At 68.2% G+C, this 19,979-nt stretch carries 17 protein-coding genes; 10 read left to right on the top strand and 7 right to left on the bottom strand.

The features are described 5' to 3' along the window. Positions 1 to 114: 114 nt before the first annotated feature. Positions 115 to 1,926 (top strand): PTS fructose-like transporter subunit IIB, encoded by a 1,812-nt coding sequence (locus tag J2852_RS21745; RefSeq protein WP_209879634.1) that lies wholly within the window; start codon positions 115 to 117, stop codon positions 1,924 to 1,926. Here the strand turns inward: J2852_RS21745 and J2852_RS21740 are convergent. Continuing rightward, positions 1,923 to 2,912 (bottom strand): LLM class flavin-dependent oxidoreductase, encoded by a 990-nt coding sequence (locus tag J2852_RS21740; RefSeq protein WP_209879631.1) that lies wholly within the window; start codon positions 2,910 to 2,912, stop codon positions 1,923 to 1,925. The two genes, J2852_RS21745 and J2852_RS21740, sit on opposite strands and share 4 nt — an antisense overlap. Next, a complete protein-coding gene (gene msrB, locus J2852_RS21735; RefSeq protein ID WP_209879629.1) occupies positions 2,909 to 3,370 on the bottom strand; it encodes a peptide-methionine (R)-S-oxide reductase MsrB in 462 nt (153 codons plus the stop codon). Before msrB ends, J2852_RS21740 begins: the two co-directional genes overlap by 4 nt. A gap of 132 nt (positions 3,371 to 3,502) precedes the next feature. On the opposite strand from msrB, the gene dusA reads away from it, so the two are divergent. Continuing rightward, positions 3,503 to 4,483 (top strand): tRNA dihydrouridine(20/20a) synthase DusA, encoded by a 981-nt coding sequence (gene dusA, locus J2852_RS21730; protein ID WP_209879625.1) that lies wholly within the window; start codon positions 3,503 to 3,505, stop codon positions 4,481 to 4,483. 56 nt (positions 4,484 to 4,539) lie between these two features. On the opposite strand, the gene J2852_RS21725 is transcribed toward dusA, so the two are convergent. The 4 genes from J2852_RS21725 to J2852_RS21710 all read right to left on the bottom strand — a co-directional run bounded on the left by J2852_RS21725 (position 4,540) and on the right by J2852_RS21710 (position 9,544). Then, entirely contained in the window at positions 4,540 to 5,991 is a 1,452-nt protein-coding gene (locus J2852_RS21725; protein WP_209879622.1) for a sodium:proton antiporter, read from the bottom strand. An 86-nt stretch (positions 5,992 to 6,077) separates the two neighbouring features. Next, a complete protein-coding gene (locus J2852_RS21720; RefSeq protein WP_209879619.1) occupies positions 6,078 to 6,458 on the bottom strand; it encodes a DUF1850 domain-containing protein in 381 nt (126 codons plus the stop codon). 25 nt (positions 6,459 to 6,483) lie between these two features. Next, positions 6,484 to 8,580, bottom strand: coding sequence for a TRAP transporter permease (locus J2852_RS21715; RefSeq protein WP_209879616.1), 2,097 nt, complete (start codon positions 8,578 to 8,580; stop codon positions 6,484 to 6,486). 25 nt (positions 8,581 to 8,605) lie between these two features. After that, positions 8,606 to 9,544 carry a TAXI family TRAP transporter solute-binding subunit gene (locus J2852_RS21710; protein WP_209879613.1) on the bottom strand — a complete coding sequence of 313 codons (939 nt, stop codon included), beginning with the start codon at positions 9,542 to 9,544 and terminating at the stop codon, positions 8,606 to 8,608. 345 nt (positions 9,545 to 9,889) lie between these two features. Between J2852_RS21710 and J2852_RS21705 the strand changes: the two genes are divergently transcribed. The 8 genes from J2852_RS21705 (at position 9,890) to J2852_RS21670 (ending at position 18,602) form a co-directional block, all read left to right on the top strand. Then, a complete protein-coding gene (locus tag J2852_RS21705; protein ID WP_209879609.1) occupies positions 9,890 to 10,387 on the top strand; it encodes a (2Fe-2S)-binding protein in 498 nt (165 codons plus the stop codon). A gap of 82 nt (positions 10,388 to 10,469) precedes the next feature. After that, positions 10,470 to 12,863 carry a xanthine dehydrogenase family protein molybdopterin-binding subunit gene (locus tag J2852_RS21700; RefSeq protein ID WP_209879607.1) on the top strand — a complete coding sequence of 798 codons (2,394 nt, stop codon included), beginning with the start codon at positions 10,470 to 10,472 and terminating at the stop codon, positions 12,861 to 12,863. A 24-nt stretch (positions 12,864 to 12,887) separates the two neighbouring features. Beyond that, positions 12,888 to 13,682: an FAD binding domain-containing protein gene (locus tag J2852_RS21695; RefSeq protein WP_209879604.1), complete on the top strand. Its 795-nt coding sequence runs from the start codon at positions 12,888 to 12,890 to the stop codon at positions 13,680 to 13,682. 161 nt (positions 13,683 to 13,843) lie between these two features. Continuing rightward, positions 13,844 to 14,767 carry an AAA family ATPase gene (locus tag J2852_RS21690; protein ID WP_209879601.1) on the top strand — a complete coding sequence of 308 codons (924 nt, stop codon included), beginning with the start codon at positions 13,844 to 13,846 and terminating at the stop codon, positions 14,765 to 14,767. Then, positions 14,764 to 15,972 carry a vWA domain-containing protein gene (locus J2852_RS21685; protein ID WP_209879598.1) on the top strand — a complete coding sequence of 403 codons (1,209 nt, stop codon included), beginning with the start codon at positions 14,764 to 14,766 and terminating at the stop codon, positions 15,970 to 15,972. Before J2852_RS21690 ends, J2852_RS21685 begins: the two co-directional genes overlap by 4 nt. Further along, a complete protein-coding gene (locus tag J2852_RS21680; RefSeq protein WP_209879596.1) occupies positions 15,969 to 16,283 on the top strand; it encodes an XdhC family protein in 315 nt (104 codons plus the stop codon). The genes J2852_RS21685 and J2852_RS21680 overlap by 4 nt, the downstream gene beginning before the upstream one ends. After that, positions 16,280 to 16,993, top strand: coding sequence for an XdhC family protein (locus J2852_RS21675; protein ID WP_209879593.1), 714 nt, complete (start codon positions 16,280 to 16,282; stop codon positions 16,991 to 16,993). The genes J2852_RS21680 and J2852_RS21675 overlap by 4 nt, the downstream gene beginning before the upstream one ends. 10 nt (positions 16,994 to 17,003) lie before the next feature. Further along, positions 17,004 to 18,602, top strand: a complete 1,599-nt coding sequence (locus J2852_RS21670) for an NTP transferase domain-containing protein (RefSeq protein WP_209879590.1) — start codon at positions 17,004 to 17,006, stop codon at positions 18,600 to 18,602. Positions 18,603 to 18,650: 48 nt separating this feature from the next. Here the strand turns inward: J2852_RS21670 and ald are convergent, their stop codons facing one another. Further along, a complete protein-coding gene (ald, locus tag J2852_RS21665; protein ID WP_209879587.1) occupies positions 18,651 to 19,769 on the bottom strand; it encodes an alanine dehydrogenase in 1,119 nt (372 codons plus the stop codon). Between the last annotated feature and the right edge of the window lie 210 nt (positions 19,770 to 19,979).

Below are 19,979 nucleotides of genomic sequence, written 5' to 3'. Positions count from 1 at the left end.
GCCTTGATTCTTGATGGCCCCCTCACCCTCCCACGCTGACGCGTGGGCCCCTCCCTCTCCCGAGGCGGGAGAGGGATTTGGGCGCCTTGAGCGGATGCGAAAGGGAGGTTCGATATGGCTAGGCTCGTGGCGGTCACCGCCTGTCCGACGGGCATCGCCCACACCGTCATGGCGGCCGAGGCTCTGCGCCGAACCGCCGCGCTGAAGGGGCATGCCATCGACATCGAAACGCAGGGCGCCCAAGGGGTGGGGTCGCCGCTGAGCGGCGCGGCCATCGACGCGGCCGACTCGGTCATCCTGGCCGCCGACATCGCGGTGGACGAGTCCCGCTTCGCCGGCAAGCCGATCCTGCGGACCACGACCGCCAAGGCCATTCGCGACACGGATCACGTTCTGGACGAGGCGCTGGGCCATGCGCCTGTGGCGAAGGCCGCCGCGCCAGCGCCCTCCCCCGCCCCCGCCCCGCGCGCTGGGGGTGGGCTGCTGGTCGCGATCACCGCTTGCCCGACGGGCATCGCGCACACCTTCATGGCCGCCGAGGCGCTGAAGCAGGCGGCGCAGGCCAAAGGGTACCGCATCAAGGTCGAGACGCAGGGATCGGTCGGGGCGAAGAACGCCCTGACCCCGGAGGAGATCGCGGAGGCCGAGGCGGTCATCATCGGCGCGGACACGCACGTCGCGACCGACCGCTTCGCCGGCAAGCGGGTGCTGAAGACCTCGGTCGGTGAGGCGTTGAAGCAGGCGAACCGGGTCATCGACGAGGCGGTGGCCTTGCCGGCCGCGTCCGCTGCGGCGCCGGGCTATGCGGACGAGGTCGCCGGGGCCAAGACGCGGCAGAAGGAGGCCCAGTCGGGGCCTTACAAGCATCTGCTGACCGGCGTGTCCTTCATGCTGCCCTTCGTGGTGGCGGGCGGGCTGATCATCGCCCTGTCCTTCGTCTTCGGCATCGAGGCATTCAAGGAACCGGGCACCCTGCCCGCCGCGCTGATGCAGATCGGCGGCGAGGCGGCCTTTGGGCTGATGGTGCCGGTGCTGGCCGGCTACATCGCCTATTCGATCGCCGACCGGCCGGGGCTGGCGCCGGGGTTCATCGGCGGGATGCTGGCGGCGAAGATCGGGGCCGGGTTCCTGGGCGGCATCGTCGCCGGATTCCTGGCCGGCTACGTGGCGCGTTGGCTGCGCGACACGATCCGGCTGCCGCAGAATCTGGAAGGGCTGAAGCCGGTGCTGATCATCCCGCTGCTGGCCACCCTCGTGGTGGGGCTGCTGATGGTCTATGTGATCGGCACGCCCGTGGCGGCGATCATGGCGGGGCTGACCGGCTTCCTGCAAAGCATGGGCGGGGCGAACGCGGTGGCGCTGGGCGCGCTGTTGGGGGCCATGATGGCGCTGGACATGGGCGGGCCGGTCAACAAGGCGGCTTATACGTTTGCGGTCGGCTTGCTGGCGTCCAACACCTTCACCCCCATGGCGGCGGTGATGGCGGCGGGGATGACGCCGCCGCTGGGGCTGGCGCTCGCCTCCATGATCGCGCGCAACCGCTTCAACGCGCAGGAGCGTGAGGCCGGCAAGGCGGCGGGCGTCCTCGGCCTTGCCTTCATCACGGAAGGAGCCATTCCCTTCGCGGCCAAGGACCCCCTTAGAGTAATTCCGGCGGCCGTGGCGGGGTCGGCGGTGGCCGGAGCCTTGTCCATGTGGTTCGGCTGCGGGCTCAGGGCGCCGCACGGCGGGGTGTTCGTGCTGGCGATTCCGAACGCGGTGGCGCCGCTGGGGTTTTATGTGATCGCGATCCTGGCCGGGACCCTGGTGACGACGGTGGCGCTCATCGTGTTGAAGCGACCGATCGAGGGCGAGGTGATGCCCGCCTCCACCGGCGCCGCAACGGCGGAAACCTCCCGCGCAGCGCCGAGCGGGGTTGGGCGTTAAAGCGTCTTCGCCACCTCCGCGAGGATTTCGTAGGAGCGCAGGCGGGCGGCGTGGTCGTAGATGGCGGAGGCCACCATCAGCTCGTCGGCCTGGGTGTCGGCGATGAAGCGGCGCAGGCCGTCGCGGACGGTTTCCGCCGAGCCGACGAAGGAGCAGGCCAGCATGCCCGACGCCTGCGCCTTCTCCATTGGCGACCAGTAGCTTTCGATGTCGTCGATGGGCGGCGGCAGCTGGCCGCGCGTGCCGCGCACGAGGTTGGCGAAGGACTGCTGCGCCGAGGTGAAGAGGTGCTTCGCCTCCGCATCCGTGTCGGCAGCGATGACGTTCAGGCCGACCATGGCGTGGGGGCGGTCAAGCTGCTCGGACGGGGTGAAGTTGGCCCGGTAGACGTGCAGGGCCGACATCAGCGCCTCCGGCGCGAAGTGCGAGGCGAAGGCGTAGGGCAGCCCGAGGTTGGCGGCGAGTTGCGCGCCGAACAGGCTCGATCCCAGGATCCAGAGCGGGACGTTCAGGCCGGCGCCGGGCACGGCCTGGATGCGCTGGCCGGGTTGCACCGGGCCGAGGAGGGCTTGCAGTTCCAGAACGTCGCGCGGGAAGTTCTCCGCCGCCGAAGGGTCGCGGCGGAGTGCGCGCAGGGTCAGCTGGTCGGTGCCGGGAGCGCGGCCAAGGCCGAGGTCGATGCGGCCGGGGAACAGCGATTCCAGAGTGCCGAACTGCTCCGCGATCACCAGGGGCGAGTGGTTCGGCAGCATGATGCCGCCGGCCCCGACGCGGATCGTCTTCGTGCCGGCGGCGACATGGCCGATGACCACGGAGGTCGCGGCGCTGGCGATGCCGACCATGTTGTGATGCTCGGCCAGCCAATAGCGCTGGTAGCCCCAACGCTCGGCGTGCTGGGCGAGGTCGAGCGTGTTGCGCAGCGCATCGGCCGGCGTGAAGCCCTTCGGCACCGGCGCGAGGTCGAGGATGGAAATGGGAGTCGTCATTCGTATTCCGCCACCGTCTTCGGCAGGGCTTCACCCTCCGCGACGAAGTTGAGGGAGATGGAGTTGATGCAGAAGCGCATGCCGGTCGGCGGCGGCCCGTCCGGGAAGACGTGGCCCTGGTGGCTGCCGCAGCGGGCGCAGAGGATCTCGACGCGGGTCATGCCGTAGCTGGTGTCCTGCCGCAGCTTCACATGGGCGTTGTCGTAGGGTGCGGTGAAGCTGGGCCAGCCGGTGCCGGATTCGAACTTCGTACCGGCCTTGAACAGGGGAAGACCGCACAGCTTGCAGCAGTAGGTCCCCGGTTCCTTGTTGCCGAGGAGGGTGCCGCAGTGGGGCGCCTCCGTCCCATGTTCGAGAAGGACGGCCCTTTCCTCGTGCGTCAGGCGGGATTCCAAATGCCGGCGCTGTTCCACGGTCGGCGGGGACAGGTCGAAGCCGGTGGGCGATTGCGTCGTCATGGGTCGGGTCCTTTCGCGGTCTTCGGCTTAACTCTAGGACATGGGGTGGGATCAGGGGATTGGGGATTGCCATCCCGGCCGCACTCGTCCAAATGAGGGCGTTTGGGATCAGGACCAAGGTTTTCTCCGCGCATGACCGCTATTCCTCTCAGCGTTGCACCGATGATGGACTGGACTGACCGTTATTGTCGGACCTTCCATCGCCTGCTGTCGAAGAACACGCTGCTCTATACCGAGATGGTCACCACCGGGGCCGTGCTGCACGGCGACCGGGAACGGCTGCTGGGCTACGACGCGGCGGAGCATCCGGTGGCGCTGCAACTGGGCGGGTCGGAGCCGGGAGAGCTGGCGGCGGCGGCGCGCATCGCCGAGGAATGGGGCTATGACGAGGTCAACCTGAACGTCGGCTGCCCCAGCGACCGCGTGCAGTCCGGCCGCTTCGGCGCCTGCTTGATGGCCGAACCCGATCTGGTGGCGAGGCTGGTCGGCGCCATGCGCGAGGCGGTCTCCATTCCCGTCACCGTGAAGTCCCGCATCGCCATCGACGAGATGGAGGAATGGCCGACGCTGGACAACTTCATTCGGACGGTTTCGGCGGCGGGCTGCACGCACTTCATCGTGCACGCGCGCAAGGCTTGGCTGAAAGGCCTGAGCCCCAAAGAGAACCGGGACATTCCGCCGCTGCGCTACGACCTCGTGCACCGGCTGAAGGCGGAGTACCCGCATCTGACCATCGCCATCAACGGCGGCGTCCGCACGCTGGACGAGGCGGCCGAGCATCTGGCGGATTTGGACAGCGTGATGATCGGCCGCGCGGCCTACGAGACGCCCTACATCCTGGCCGACGCCGACCGCCGCTTCTTCGGCGGCGAGCCGGGGCCGGACCGGCAGGCGGTGGTCGAGGCGATGATCCCCTATGTGGAGGACCGGCTGTCGAAGGGCACGCCCCTGTCGGCGATCACCCGCCACATGCTGGGCCTGTTCCAGGGACTGCCCGGCGCGCGGGCGTGGCGGCGGCACATCAGCGAGAACGCCCATCGGCCGGGCGCCGGGCCGGAGGTTCTGCTGAAGGCGGCCTCCCTGGTCCGGCGCGGAGTCGCGGAGGCCGCCTGACGGGCGGCTGACCGGACAGGGTTAAGGACCGCTGTCCGGTCAGCCGCCGGGGGGCCTTACAGGAAGAAGACCCAGGTCGTCAGGACGAACAGCGGCACCAGGAAGGCGCAGGACCAGGCCATGTAGCCGAAGAAGCTGGGCATCTTCACGCCGCGCTCTTCGGCGATGGCCTTGACCATGAAGTTGGGCGCGTTGCCGATGTAGCTGTTGGCGCCCATGAACACCGCACCCGCCGAAATGGCCGTCAGCGTGACCGCGAGGTCGCTCATCAGCACGCCCGCGTTGCCGCCGGCCGTGTTGAAGAAGATCAGGTAGGTCGGCGCGTTGTCGAGGAAGCTGGACAGGATGCCGGTGGCCCAGAAATAAGCGGCCGGGTTCGGCTGCCCGCCCTCGTTCACCGCGGTGATGATGGCGCCGAGCGCCCCGTCCGTGCCGGCGCGCAGGATGGCGATGGCCGGGATGATGGTCAGGAAGATCGCCGCGAACAGCTTCGCCACCTCCAGGATCGGTCCCCAGGTAAAGGCGTTCAGGCGGCGGCTCTGCTGGCTGGTCAGCTTCAGCGACAGGGCAGTGATGAGGATCAGCAGGCCCTGGCTGACGATGGTCTCCAGCGGCACATGCACGTGGTAGATCGTGACCCCGACGCCCGGATGCCACACGCCGCTGAGCAGCACGGCGCCGACGATGGCGACCAACAGAAGCAGGTTCACCGCACCTTCGATGCGCACCGGCTCCCGTTCGTGCACGCCCTCGATCAGCGGGTGCTTGCCGGGATCCTTGGTGTGCAGATAGAGGTCCAGCACGAAGTAGATCGCCAGCAGGCAGCCGGCCACCAGAACCATCGGCCAGAACAGGTGGGTGGTCGGCCAGAAGAAGCTGACGCCCTTCAGGAAGCCCAGGAACAGCGGCGGATCGCCCAGCGGAGTCAGGGAGCCGCCGACGTTCGACACCAGGAAGATGAAGAAGACAACGGTGTGGACCTTGTGCTTGCGATGCTCGTTGGCGCGCAGCAGCGGGCGGATCAGCAGCATCGAGGCGCCGGTCGTGCCCATCAGGCTCGCCAGCGCCGTCCCGAGCGCGAGGCCGACCGTGTTCGCCAGCGGCGTGCCGACGAGCGAGCCGGCCAGCCGCACGCCGCCCGCCACGGTGAACAGCGCGGTCAGCAGGACGATGAAGGGGATGTATTCGAGAAGCAGCGTGTGCAGCAGCTCGTACAGCGCCAGGCCGGGGCCGAAGACGGCGGCGAAGGGAACCAGAAAGGCCAGCGCCCAGCCGGCGGAGATCTTGCCGAAATGATGATGCCAGACGTTCGGGGCCATCAGCGGCAACAGCGCGATGGACAGCAGGATCCCGACGAAGGGCACCACCCAGAGCGCGCTGAGCTCCCCCCCGTCGAGATGCGGCGCCCCGGCGGCCTCCGCTGCGAAGGCCAAGCCCGGCAGGACGGCGGTGGTGAGCGCCGCGAACAGGCCGGCGAGGATCGGGCGGGGCGCGCAAGCTTTTGTCATTTCGAGAAAATCAGCCAAACGGGATCGGGAATTGGTGAGGGTCCAAAGTATGCGTCGCGATGAAGCTGAAGCCAAGCCGGAAAGGTCTACGGGCAAACCATTATCGTGATGGGTCCTTCGGGGCGGGCGCCGGTCCAGTCGGACAGCGGCCGACATCGGCTTCCGGCGCAGAGCGTGTGGTCGCCGGTGAAGGAGGACGCCGCCAGAACGATTTCGGCCTGCGGCGGCAGGTCCGGGGTCCAGACCAGCCAGCCGTCGGACAGGCAGGCCTGCGGCGGCGGTTCCATGCCGGCGCCGGTGCCCTTCACGCGCGCCTCGACCGGCACGAGGCGGCCGGCTTCGGCGCGCCATTCCTCCCGCCATTCGGTCTTTTCAATGGAGTGGGTCCAGGCCAGGGTTAAGGAGGGCCCCGGCAGGGCGGCTAGGACCGCCCCGCCGAGCGCCATCAGGCAGATGCCGGCGCTCATGCCGCCGGCTTCATGCTGCTGAACTTCATGCAGCTGACTGGGCGCCGCGCATTCCCCGCAGGCGGTAGCGCTGCCACAGCACGAAAGCCGCCGCCATCGCGAAAGCGATCTCGTCGGTGAGCGGCAGGGCCAGCACAAACAGGAAGGCGCCCACCGTCGCGAAGATGCGCTCCGGCCAGTTCAGCGGCGTCCAGAAGAAGCCGATGGTGGCCGCCCCCCACAGGCCGATGGCGACGAAGGCCTTGGTGACGACATAGGCCACGGCCAGCGGATCGGAGGTTTGCAGCACCAGTGCCGGATCGTAGACCGCCATGAAGGGCACGACGTAGCCGGCCATGGCGATGCGGGTGGCGATCAAGCCGATGTCCAGGTGGTTCGCCCGGCAGATGGAGGAGGCGGCGAGCGCCGCCAGCGCCACCGGCGGCGTCAGGTCGGCCATGATGCCGAAGTAGAAGACGAACATGTGCGAAACGATCAACGGCACGCCCATCTGCAACAGGGCCGGCGCCGCGATGGCCGCCGTGATGATGTAGTTGGCCGTGGTCGGCAGTCCGGTGCCAAGCACGATGCAGGCCAGCATGGTCAGCACCAGCGCCAGCAGCAGGTTGCCGCCCGACAACTCCACGATGGTCCCGGCGAAGCTGGAGGCCAGACCGGTCAAGGTCAGCATGCCGATCAGCACGCCGACCAGCGCGCAGGCGACACCCACGCCCACGGCGTTCTTGGCGCCGTCGGCGAGGCTTTGCACCAGCAGGGCCAGCGTCTCGCGCCCGCCTTTGAAGATCAGGCAGGGCAGGATCAGCAGGCCGACGATGGCGAAGGCCACATGCTCCGTCCGCAGGCCCAGGCGCCACAGCCCGGCGGCGGCGAGGCCCAGAGCGATCCAGAAGACGACGCGCAACGCCGTCGGGCCGATGCCGCCGGCAACGCGCGTGCCGAGGATCAGCGCAACGGTCGCGGCGATGCCCATGACGCCCGCGAACAACGGCGTGAAGCCGGAAAACAGCAGGTAGACCAGCGCCGCCAGCGGCAGGAGCAGGTACCAGCCCTCCACCAGCGCGCGGGAAACGCTGGGGCATTGGTCCTTGGGCAGGCCGACGAGGTTGCGCTTGCCGGCCTCCAGATGGACCATCCAGAAGGCGCTGCCGAAATAGAGGATCGCCGGGATGGCCGCGGCGATAGCGACCTCGCTGTAGGGGACGCCGATGGTCTCCGCCATGATGAAGGCGGCTGCGCCCATGACCGGCGGCATCAGCTGCCCGCCCATGCTGGCGGTCGCCTCCACAGCACCGGCGAAGGCCGGGCGGTAGCCGAAACGCATCATCAGCGGAATGGTGAACTGGCCGGTGGTCAGCACGTTGGCGACGCCGGAGCCGTTGATGGTCCCCATGAAGCCCGACGAGATGACCGCCACTTTCGCCGGCCCGCCCTTGGCGTGGCCGACCATGCCCAGCGACACGTCGTTGAACAGCTTGATCATGCCGGCGCGTTCCAGGAAGGCGCCGAACAGGATGAACAGGAAGATGAAGGTCGCCGACACGAAGGTGGGCGTGCCGTAGATGCCCTCGGTGGACAGAAACAGGGTGTCGATCACCTGATCGATGTCGTAGCCGCGATGCGCCAGACCGAAGGGCAAGTGCCGGCCGAACAGGGCGTAGGGGATGAAGATGCCGCAGATGATCGGCAGCACGATGCCCATGATGCGCCGCGCCGCCTCGAACACCAGCGCGACCTCGATCGCGCCGACGATCAGGTCGGTGGTGCTCGGGTCGCCGGAGCGCAGGATCAGGTCGGTTTCGAAGACGTAGTGGTAGAGGCCGATGCCGAAGCCGGTCAGGCCCAGCAGCCAGTCGTACCAGGGCACGCTCCGCCGTTCCCCACGTTGGCGAAAGCCGAACAGGGCGTAGGTCATCAACAGCAGGAAGCCGACGTGGACGGAGCGGACGACGATGCTGGACAGCGGGTTGAACGCCGCCGTCCAGATCTGGAAGATCGAGAAGGCCACGGCGATGGCGAAGACGGCCTTTCCGGCCATGCCTTCGAAGGCCACCACCGTGGACGGATTCTCGCGGTCGATCGCCTGGCGGATTTTGGTGTCCGCCTCTTGAGCGGGCGCGGTCATGGAACGGGTCCGATTTGGCGCGCGCTTACATCAGGCCCTTTTCCTTGTAGAACTTCACGGCGCCGGGGTGCAGCGGAACCGGCGACTTCAGCGCCGTGGCGTCCAGCTTGATCTGCTTGGCGGCGACATGGGCGGCGGCCAGCGCGTCGAGATTCTCGAAGACCGCCTTGGTCATGGCGTAGGCCGCGTCGTCCGACACGCCGGAATGGGTAACGAGCAGGTTGCGCACCGCCGCCGTCGGCACCGGTTCGGTCTGGCCGTTGTAGGTGTTGGCCGGAACCGTCTCCGCAATGTAGGCGGAATCGCCCACCTTCTCCACCACGTCGGCCGGGATCGACACGATGGTGATGTCCTGCGAAGCCGACAGATCCTTGATCGCCGCCACGCCGAGGCCGGCGGAGATCAGCGTCGCGTCGAGCTGGCGGTTCTTGATCAGGTCCACCGATTCGGCGAAGGGCAGATACTCGGTCTTGGCGAAGTCCTTGTAGGTCAGGCCGGCGGCGCCGAAGACGGCGCGCGCGTTCAGTTCCGTCCCCGACTTCGGCGCGCCGACGGACACGCGCTTGCCCTTCAGGTCGGCCAGCGTCTTGATGCCCGACTCCTTGCTGGCGACGACCTGGATGTAGTTCGGGTAGATGGCGGCGATGGTGCGCAGCTTGTCGAGCTTGGCCTTGAAGCCGGCTTCTTCGTCGCCCTTCCAGGCTTGGCTCAGCGAATCGCCGAGCGTGAAGGCAATCTCGCCACGGCCGGCCTGAAGCAGGTTCAGGTTCTCGACCGACGCCTTGGTCGCCTGCACGGTGACCTTGGCACCCGGAATCGCCTTGCCGTAGACGTTCGACATCGCCACGCCCAGCGGGTAGTAGACGCCGCTGGTGCCGCCGGTGAGCACGGTCACGAACTGTTCCGCGTTGGCCGGAGCCGCCACGAACGCGCAGAGTCCGAGTGCTGCCAGAATACGCTTCATCGGGGAACCCTCCCTTGGGATTGCTTCTTGTTGCGCGGTGTTTTTCCGCGCGTTTGGGTGTGACTGTATCGTGATGCGGGAAACCGCGCCAGTCCGTAGGATCCGCAAAGACGACCCTGTGCCGTTGGTCCGCCTTCGCGGGTTTGCTCCATTGGCCTGCCTTTGCGGACCTGCGCCATTGGATAGGCCACTCCTTTCGGGGGGTGGGCTAAACGCCGCCTTGACCGGACGGGGGCGCAACACCCTATCCTTGTGCGGATCGGTCGTCGGGCATAATTCAAGAGACACCGAGACCGGCATATAAAACCGAGACCGGCATATAAATACGATTCGGGAGGACACCGAATGCCGTGCACCGTTTCCATGACCGTCAACGGCAAGGCGGTCTCGCGCGAGGTGGAGGAGCGTACCCTGCTCGTCACCTTCCTGCGCGAACATCTGGGGCTTACCGGCACGCATGTGGGCTGCGACACCAGCCAGTGCGGCGCCTGCGTCGTCCATGTGGACGGCCGCTCGGTCAAGGCCTGCACCATGCTGGCGGCCCAGGCCGATGGCGCGCAGATCACCACCATCGAGGGGCTGGCCGCGAGCGACGGCACACTGCACCCGATGCAGGCGGCGTTCCGCGAGCATCACGGGTTGCAGTGCGGATTCTGCACGCCGGGCATGGTGATGAGCGCCATCGATCTGGTGAAGGACAACGCCTCCCCCACCGAGCAGGAGATTCGCGAAGGGCTGGAGGGCAACATCTGTCGCTGCACCGGCTATCACAACATTGTGAAAGCGGTGAAGGCCGGGGCCGAGGCGATGCACGGCAGCGGCGCCAAGGTGGCCGCCGAATAGAAGCCGCCGGGCAAGGCGGCCTTTCGTCAGGGTTTCGAATGATCGAATAAAGAAAAACCGTTCCGATGGGAGGAGTACCGAGATGGCGAACCCCAACGGCATCGGCGCTTCCGTGCGCCGCCGCGAGGATGCCCGCTTTCTGACTGGGCGCGGCACCTACACCGACGACATCAACCGGCCGAACCAGACCCACGCGGTGCTGGTTCGGTCGCCCTACGCGCACGCACGGATCGGCGGAATCGACGCGGCCGAGGCGATGCAGGCGCCCGGCGTGATCGCCGTGCTGACCGGCGCCGACATGGAGGTCGACAAGGTCGGCAGCCTGCCCTGCGGATGGCAGATCCATTCCAAGGACGGCTCGCCCATGAAGGAGCCGCCGCACTTCCCGCTGGCCCGCGACCGCGCGCGCTACGTCGGCGACCCGGTCGCCATCGTGATCGCCGAGAGCCGCGAGCAGGCCAGGGACGCGGCCGAACTGGTGATGGTCGATTACGAGGAACTGCCGGCGGTCGCCACCTCGCGGAAGGCGCTGGCCGAGGGCGCCCCGCTGGTGCACGACGACGCGGCGGGCAACGTCTGCTACGACTGGCATCTGGGCGACCTTGCCGCGGCGGATGCGGCCTTCGCCCAGGCGGCGCATGTGACCAAGCTCGATCTGGTCAACAACCGGCTAATTCCCAACGCCATGGAGCCGCGCGCGGCCATCGGGGAATACGATCCGGCGAACGGCGACTACACGCTGACCACCACCAGCCAGAACCCGCACGTCATCCGGCTGCTGATGGGCGCCTTTGTGCTGGGCATTCCGGAACACAAGCTGCGCGTCGTGGCGCCGGACGTGGGCGGCGGCTTCGGCTCCAAGATCTTCCATTACGGGGAAGAGGCCATCGTCACCTGGGCGGCGCGCAAGGTCGGGCGGCCGGTGAAGTGGACGGCGGACCGGTCGGAAAGTTTCCTGTCCGACGCGCACGGACGCGACCACGTCAGCCACGCCGAACTGGCGCTGGACAAGGACGGGCATTTCCTGGCGCTGAAGGTCTCGACCATCGCGAACATGGGTGCCTACCTGTCCACCTTCGCGCCCTCGGTGCCGACCTACCTCTACGCCACGCTTCTGGCCGGGCAGTACAAGACGCCTGCGATCTACGCCGAGGTGAAGGCGGTCTTCACCAACACGGCACCGGTGGACGCCTATCGCGGCGCCGGGCGGCCGGAGGCCTGCTATCTGATCGAACGGCTGGTCGAGATCGCGGCGCAGGAAACCGGCATCGACAAGACGGAGATCCGGCGGCGGAACTTCATCCCGGCCGAGGCGATGCCCTACCAGACCCCGGTGGCGCTGCAATACGACACCGGCGACTTCGCCAAGAATCTGGAAATCGCCCTGCCCCTGGTCGATTACGACGGCTTCGCGGCGCGCAAGGCCGAATCGGCCCGGCGCGGCAAGCTGCGCGGCATCGGCTTCGCCACTTACATTGAGGCCTGCGGCATCGCGCCCAGCAACATCGCCGGCGCGCTCGGCGCGCGGGCCGGCCTGTACGAGTCGGCGGAGGTGCGGTTCCACCCCACGGGCTCGGTGACGGTCTTCACCGGATCGCACAGCCATGGGCAGGGTCACGAGACGACCTTCGCGCAGATCGTGGCGGAGCGCTTCGGCATCCCCATCGAGAATGTGGAGATCGTGCACGGCGACACCGCCAAGGTGCCGTTCGGCATGGGAACCTACGGGTCGCGGTCGCTGGCGGTCGGCGGGTCGGCGCTGGTCAAGGCCATGGACAAGGTGGAGCGCAAGGCGCGGAAGATCGCCGCCCACATGCTGGAGGCCGCCGAGACCGACATCGAGGTGAAGGACGGCCGCTTCGTCGTGGCGGGCACGGACAAGTCACTGTCGATCGGCGACATCGCTCTGCAAGCCTACGTCCCGCACAACTTCCCGCTGGACGAGCTGGAGCCGGGGCTGGACGAGCAGGCCTTCTACGACCCGAAGAACTTCACCTACCCCAACGGCTGCCACGTCTGCGAGGTGGAGGTCGATCCGGAGACCGGCGTGGTGGAGGTGGCGAGCTTCGCCGCCGTGGACGATTTCGGCCGGGTCATCAACCCGCTGATCGTCGAGGGGCAGGTGCACGGCGGGCTGGTCCAGGGCATCGGGCAGGCGCTGTACGAGAACTGCGTCTACGACGAGGATTCGGGCCAGCTGATCACCGGATCCTACATGGACTATTGCATGCCGCGGGCGGACGACGTGCCGTCCTTCACGGTGCGCTATCATGAGGACCAGCCCTGCACCCACAACCCGCTGGGCGTCAAGGGCTGCGGCGAGGCCGGGACCATCGGCGCGTCGGCCGCCGTCATGAACGCCGTGGTGGACGCACTGAGCGACTACGGCGTCACGCACATCGACATGCCCGCCACGCCGGAAAAGGTGTGGCAGGCCATTCGCCGGGCCACCCCGGCGCAAGCGGCCGCCGAATGATCGCCGAGTGAAGGAGAAGAACGGATGTACGAGTTCACATACCACCGTCCCAAGACACTCGCCGACGCGGCCGCCCTGCTGGGCCAGTCCGAGGACGCCAAGATCCTGGGCGGTGGCCAGACGCTGCTGCCGACGCTGAAACAGCGGCTCGCCCGGCCGTCCGACCTGATCGACCTGGGCCAGATCCCGGACATCAAGGGCATTTGCGAGGAAGCCGGTGGCATCGCCATCGGCGCCTTCACCCGGCACGCGGAGGTCGCCCATTCCGACGTGGTCCGCCGCGTCATCCCGGCGCTGGCCGATCTGGCGGAGGGCATCGGCGACCGGCAGGTGCGCAACATGGGCACGCTGGGCGGGTCGATCTGCAACGCGGACCCATCCGCCGACTATCCCGCCGCCGTGGTCGGTCTGAAGGCAACGGTGAAGACCGACCGGCGGGAGATCGCGGGCGACGACTTCTTCACCGGCATGTTCGAAACGGCGCTGGAGCCCGGCGAGATCGTGACGGCGGTGCACTTCCAAAAGCCGGACAAGGCCGCCTACGCCAAGTTCCGCAACCCCGCCAGCCGCTACGCCATCGTCGGCGTGTTCGTGGCGCGGTTCGGGAATGAGGTGCGCGTGACGGTGACCGGTGCCGGCCCGTCCGTGTTCCGCGCCACCGACATGGAGACGGCGCTGGCCCAGGACTTCCGCGCCGAGGCGCTGAACGGCATCGCCGTGGGGGCGGACGGCCTGAACGCCGACATCCACGCCAGCGCCGACTACCGCGCGCACCTCGTCACGGTGATGGCGAAACGGGCGGTCGAGGCCTGTGGGTGAGAGAACATAAGTCCCCTCTCCCGCCCGCGGCGGGAGAGGGTTAGGGTGAGGGCAAGGCTTTCCCGAGAATCCCTGCCCTCACCCTCCCACGGCTTTGCCGTGGCCCCCTCCCTCTCCCGGCGGGGCCGGGCGAGGGGTTTGTAAGAAAAGCTGTGAGTCGCATGCCCAACTCCCTCCCCACCTCCGTCGATGCCACGCTGGACCTGCTGTCGCGCGGGTCTTACGTCGCCGACCGGTCGCTGGCCACCGCGCTGTACCTCGCGCTGAAGCTGCGGCGCCCACTGTTCCTGGAGGGCGAGGCCGGCGTTGGCAAGACCGAGATCGCCAAAGTGCTGTCGGCGACGCTGGGGAGGCGGCTGGTGCGGCTGCAATGCTACGAGGGACTGGACGTCGCGGCGGCGGTCTACGAGTGGAACTACGCCCGGCAGATGATGGAAATCCGGCTGGCGGAGGCGGCGGGGGATCGCGACCGGGACACGCTGGGGGCCGACATCTTCTCCGAACGGTTCCTCATCAAGCGGCCGCTGTTGCAGGCGCTGGAGCCGGACTTGGCGGGTGCGCCGGTGCTGCTGATCGACGAGCTGGACCGCACGGACGAGCCGTTCGAGGCCTATCTGCTGGAGGTCCTGTCCGATTTCCAGGTGACCATCCCGGAATTCGGCACGATCCGCGCGCCGGAACCGCCCATCGTCATCCTGACCTCGAACCGCACCCGCGAGATCCACGACGCGCTGAAGCGGCGCTGCTTTTACCACTGGGTCGATTACCCCTCGGCGGAACGGGAGCGCGCCATTCTGAAGGTCAAGGCGCCGGGGGCGGACGCGCGGCTGGCGGCGCAGGTCGTGGGCTTCGTGCAAACCTTGCGGGGGATGGATCTCTACAAGGCGCCGGGCGTGGCGGAGACCCTGGACTGGGCGCAGGCCTTGGTCGAGCTGAACCAACTAGAACTGGACCCGACGACCATCAACGACACGTTGGGCACGCTTCTGAAGTACCAGGACGACATCGCCCGCATCCAGGGCAGCGAGGCGGCGCGCATTCTGACCCTGGTGAAGACCGAACTGGCCGCGACCACGGCACGATGACCGACAGCGAACGCGGACTTGCCGTCAACCTCATGCACTTCGCCCGCGCGCTGCGGGCGGCGGGCCTGCCGGTCGGGCCGGGGAAGGTGTTGCAGGCGGTGGAAGCGGTTGAGGCGGTCGGGGTCGGCAGCCGGACGGACTTCTATTGGGCGCTGCACGCGGTGTTCGTGAACCGGCGCGACCAGCGCGAGGTGTTCGACCAAGCCTTTCACGTCTTCTGGCGCAACCCGGACATCCTGAAGCGGATGATGGGACTGATGCTGCCGACGATCCGGACGGAGATGCCGACCGACCGGGATCAACTGTCGCGGCGTGTCGCCGAGGCGCTGAAGGGCAGCAGCCCGGAGGTCGAGGGGCCGGAGAAGACCGAAATCCAGGTGGACGCCGCCTTCACCGTCTCCGCCCAGGAGCGGTTGCAGGCCAAGGACTTCGAGAAGATGTCCACCGAGGAGTTGGCGCAGGCCAAGCAGATGCTCGCCCGCATCGCTCTGCCGGTGGCGGAGGCGGCGACACGCCGCTACCGCACCGACCCAAGGGGCGAGCGCGTGGACCCGCGCGCGACGCTGCAGCGGATGCTGCGGTCGGGGGGCGATCTGGCGGAGCTGGCGCGGCGGAAGCGGCGCACCCGGCCGCCGCCGCTGGTGGTGCTGTGCGACATTTCCGGTTCTATGACGCGCTATTCGCGGATGCTGCTGCACTTCATGCACGCAGTGACCAACGACCGCGACCGGGTCTACAGCTTCGTGTTCGGGACACGGCTGACCAACATCACGCGCTATCTGCGGCACAAGGACGTGGACGTGGCGCTGGATGCCGTGTCGGCGGCGGTGGAGGATTGGTCGGGGGGCACGCGCATCGGCTCGGCGCTGCACGCTTTCAACCGGACCTGGGCGCGGCGGGTGCTGGGACAGGGGGCGGTGGTGCTGCTGATCACCGACGGGCTGGACCGGGACGCCGGCGAAGGGCTTGCGGCGGAGGCGGATCGGCTGCACAAAAGCTGCCGGCGGCTCGTCTGGCTGAATCCCCTGTTGCGCTGGGAGGGGTTCGCACCGAAATCTTCGGGCATCCGGGCGCTGTTGCCGCATGTGGACGATTTCCGCCCGGTGCACAATCTGGACAGTCTGGCCGGGCTTGCCGACGCGCTGAACCGCGAAGGCCCCCGGCGGGCGGAGGGGCTGCGCAAGTGGCTGAGGGAGGCGGCATGACCGACGACATTCTGCAACAGGCCGCCGGCTGGCGTGCCGAGGGGCGCAAGGTGGCCGTGGCGACGGTGGTCGCCACCTGGGGCTCGTCGCCCCGGCCGGTGGGCAGCCAGATGGCCGTGGACGAGGCGGGGGCCATGGTCGGCTCCGTCTCTGGCGGCTGCATCGAGGGCGCCGTGGTGCACGAGGCGCGAAAGACCATGGAGGACGGCGAGCCGCGCCTGCTGTCCTTCGGCGTCAGCAACGAAATGGCCTGGGAAGTCGGGCTGGCCTGCGGCGGTCAGGTGCAGGTCTATGTCGAGGCGGTGGAATGAAGCAGGATATCCTCGACCGGCTGCTGGCGGCGAAAGCGGATTCGATCCCCGTGGCGCTCGTCACGGATCTGAACAGCGGCCTGCAAACCCTTGTTTTCGAAGACGCCGTGCATGGCGGATTTGGGTTGGAGGACGATCTGCTGACGAAGGTGCGCGAGCGCCTGCGCCAGGACCGTTCCGGCCTGATCACCGATCCGGAAGACGATGAGGGGTTGCGCCTGTTCGTGCACGCCCACAACCCGCCGCTGCGGCTGCTGGTGGTCGGGGCGGTGCACATCGGGCAGGCGCTGGCACCGATCGCCGCGCTGACCGGCTACGCGGTTACGGTCATCGACCCGCGCGGGTCCTTCGCCACCGAATCGCGCTTTCCCGGCGTGACGCTGAACGACGCCTGGCCGGACGAAGCGCTGACGCAATTGAAGATCGACTCGCGCACGGCGGTGGTCACGCTGACCCACGACCCGAAGCTGGACGATCCGGCGCTGCTGGTGGCGCTGCGCTCGCCGGCCTTTTACGTCGGTTCACTCGGCAGCAAAAGAACGCACGCCAAGCGATTGGAACGGTTGAAGGAAGAGGGCCTCCGTGATGCCGAACTGGCCCGCATTCACGCGCCGGTCGGGCTAGACATCGGGGCGGTGACGCCCGCCGAGATCGCCGTGTCGGTCATGGCCCAGATCACCGCTGTGCGCCGCAAGGGGAGCGCGGCATAGGGAGGTCTCCATGTTCTTCGGCCCGTTGCCGCTGGACGATGCCGAGGGCGCCATCCTGGCGCATTCGGTGCGCCGTGGCCCCGTCAGCTTCAAGAAGGGCCGGGTGCTGAGCGCCGAGGACCTGTCCGCCCTGCGCGAGGCTGGCTTCGACACGGTGGTCGCGGCGAAGCTGGGCAACGGCGACGTCGCCGAGGATGCGGCGGCAACGCGCGTCGCCAACGCATTGACCGGCGAGAACGTGAAGGCGGGGGCGGCCTTCACCGGCCGCGTCAATCTGTTCGCCGAGACGCGTGGCCTGCTGGTCCTGGATTCCACGCGCATCGATGCGATCAATTTGGTCGACGAGAGCGTGACCGTCGCCACCCTGCCGGCCTTCGCGTCGGTCGAGCCGGGGCAGATGGTCGCGACGGTGAAGATCATTCCCTTCGCCGCCCCGCACGCCTGCGTCGAGGCTGCCGAGGCGGAGGCCGAGCCCTTGCGCGTGGCAAGCTTCCGTCCACTGTCGGCCGCGTTGATCCAGACGCGCCTGCCGGGCGTGAAGGACAGCGTGCTCGACAAGACGGTGGGCGTGACGCGGGAGCGGCTGGAGGCGCTGGGCGGGCATCTGGAAACCGAGACCCGTTGCGAGCACGACGAAGCCGCGTTGTCCGATGCCATCGCGTCCGTCGGGCCGGTGGACCTGCTGTTGATCGCCGGGGCGTCGGCGATCACCGACCGGCGCGACGTGCTGCCCTCGGCCATCGAGCGGGCGGGCGGCACGGTGGAGCATTTCGGGATGCCGGTCGATCCGGGCAACCTGTTGCTGATGGCGCGGATTGGGCATAGGCCGGTGCTGGGGCTACCGGGCTGCGCACGTTCGCCCAAGCTGAACGGCTTCGATTGGGTGCTTCAGCGCGTGGCGGCCGGCGTGCCGGTGACGCGCGCCGATGTGATGCGCATGGGCGTCGGCGGCCTGCTGGCCGAGATCCCCAGCCGCCCCCTGCCCCGCGCCGGAGCCGCGCCGGTCGAGGTGCCGCGCGCGCCGCGCATCGCCGCGCTGGTGCTCGCCGCCGGACGGTCGAGCCGCATGGGCGCCACCAACAAGCTGCTGGCCGACGTGGGGGGAAAGCCGCTGGTCGTGCGGACCGTGGAAGCGGTGCTGGAATCGCAGGCGCGGCCGGTGGTCGTGGTGACCGGCCATCAGGCAGAGGCGGTGTCGGCGGCGCTGGCCGGGCGGCCTCTGACGCTGGTCCAAAATCCGGCTTTCGGCGAGGGGCTGAGCGCGTCGTTGCGGGCCGGCTTGGCCGCCCTGCCGGCGGATGTGGACGGCGTGGTGGTCTGCCTGGGCGACATGCCGCGCGTCACGCCGGCGGCCATCGACCGGCTGATCGCCGCCTACAACCCGACCGAAGGGCGTGCGGTCTGCGTTCCGGTGACTCACGGGAAGCGCGGCAATCCGGTGCTGTGGGACCGCAGCTTCTTCGCGGAGATGGCGACGCTCACCGGCGACACAGGCGCCAAGAGCCTGATCGGCCGTTATGCGGAGCAGGTCGTGGAGGTGCCGGTGGAGGACGCCGGCATCCTTTACGACGTGGACACGCCGGAACTGCTGGCCGAATTGCGGGAGTGACCGGGGTGCATGCCGGGCTGCCCCTCGGTTGGCCCAACACCCCGCCGGTCAGAGCCGCAGCGCCTCCTCCGCCGGCTGATGGGACAGGTTCTGCGCCTCGGCCACCGCCTTGCAGGTGACTGCCCCGGCGTGCACGTTCAGCCCTTCCCGCAGATGCGGGTCCTTCGCCAGCGCCGCCCGGTAGCCCTGGTCCGCCAGTGCCAGGACGAAGGGCAGTGTGGCGTTGTTCAGCGCGAAGGTCGAGGTGCGCGCGACCCCGCCCGGCATGTTGGCGACGCAGTAATGCACCACCCCGTCCACCAGATAGGTCGGCTCCGCGTGGGTGGTCGGTCGGGAGGTCTCGAAACAGCCGCCCTGGTCAATGGCGACGTCCACCACCACGGCACCCCGCCGCATGCGCGACACCATGTCCTTCGTCACCAGCTTCGGCGCTTCCGCCCCGGGCACCAGAACCGCGCCGATGACGAGATCGGCGTCGAGCACATGCTCCTCGATGGTGTCCACGGTGGAATAGAGCGTTTGCAACTTCGCGCCGAACTGCAAATCCAGTTCCTTCAGCCGGGCCAGCGATTTGTCGATGACGATGACCTTGGCCTCCAGCCCCATCGCCATGCGCGCCGCGTTGGTCCCGACCACACCACCACCCAGCACGACGACCTTGGCCGCCGGGACACCGGGCACCCCACCCAGCAGGACGCCGCGCCCGCCCTGCGCTTTTTCCAGGCAATGGGCGCCCGCCTGCACCGACATGCGCCCGGCCACCTCGCTCATCGGGGCGAGCAGGGGCAGGCCGCCGCGCGCATCGGTCACCGTCTCGTAGGCGATGGCGACGGCGCCGGACTCCATCAGCAGCTTGGTCTGCCGGGGATCGGGGGCGAGATGCAGATAGGTGAACAGCACCTGCCCGTCGCGCAGCATGGCGCATTCCTGCGGCTGCGGTTCCTTCACCTTCACGACCATTTCGGCACGGGCAAAGACGGTTGCGGCGTCCGGCGCGATCTCCGCTCCGGCGGCGGCGTAATGCTCGTTGTCGAGCCCGATGGCCGTCCCGGCCCCCGCCTGCACGATCACGGAATGCCCGTGGTGGACCAGTTCGCGGACCGAAGCCGGCGTCAGGCCGACGCGGTATTCGTGGTTCTTGATCTCCTTCGGCACACCGATGAGCATCACAACCTCCGCAAGCAAAGGCCGGAGCAGGACGATGCCTTGCGCCGCGCCGGCCGGTGAGTTGTTACCCCTGGATGTGGGAACTCCACCGCTTCCGCGCAGCCCTGTCCGATAAATAAAAATCAGGGAAATTGTCGGTCAGAAACCAAGTCAGCAAAGGTGACCAAATCGCGCAATAAAGGATAGGCAGGTAGTTTTTAGAGTTCTGGA

The sequence above is a fragment of the Azospirillum soli genome (genome assembly GCF_017876165.1).
Taxonomy (GTDB): domain Bacteria; phylum Pseudomonadota; class Alphaproteobacteria; order Azospirillales; family Azospirillaceae; genus Azospirillum; species Azospirillum soli.
Note: the sequence above shows the minus strand (reverse complement) of the source record. Positions and strands in the feature narration are given on the sequence as shown.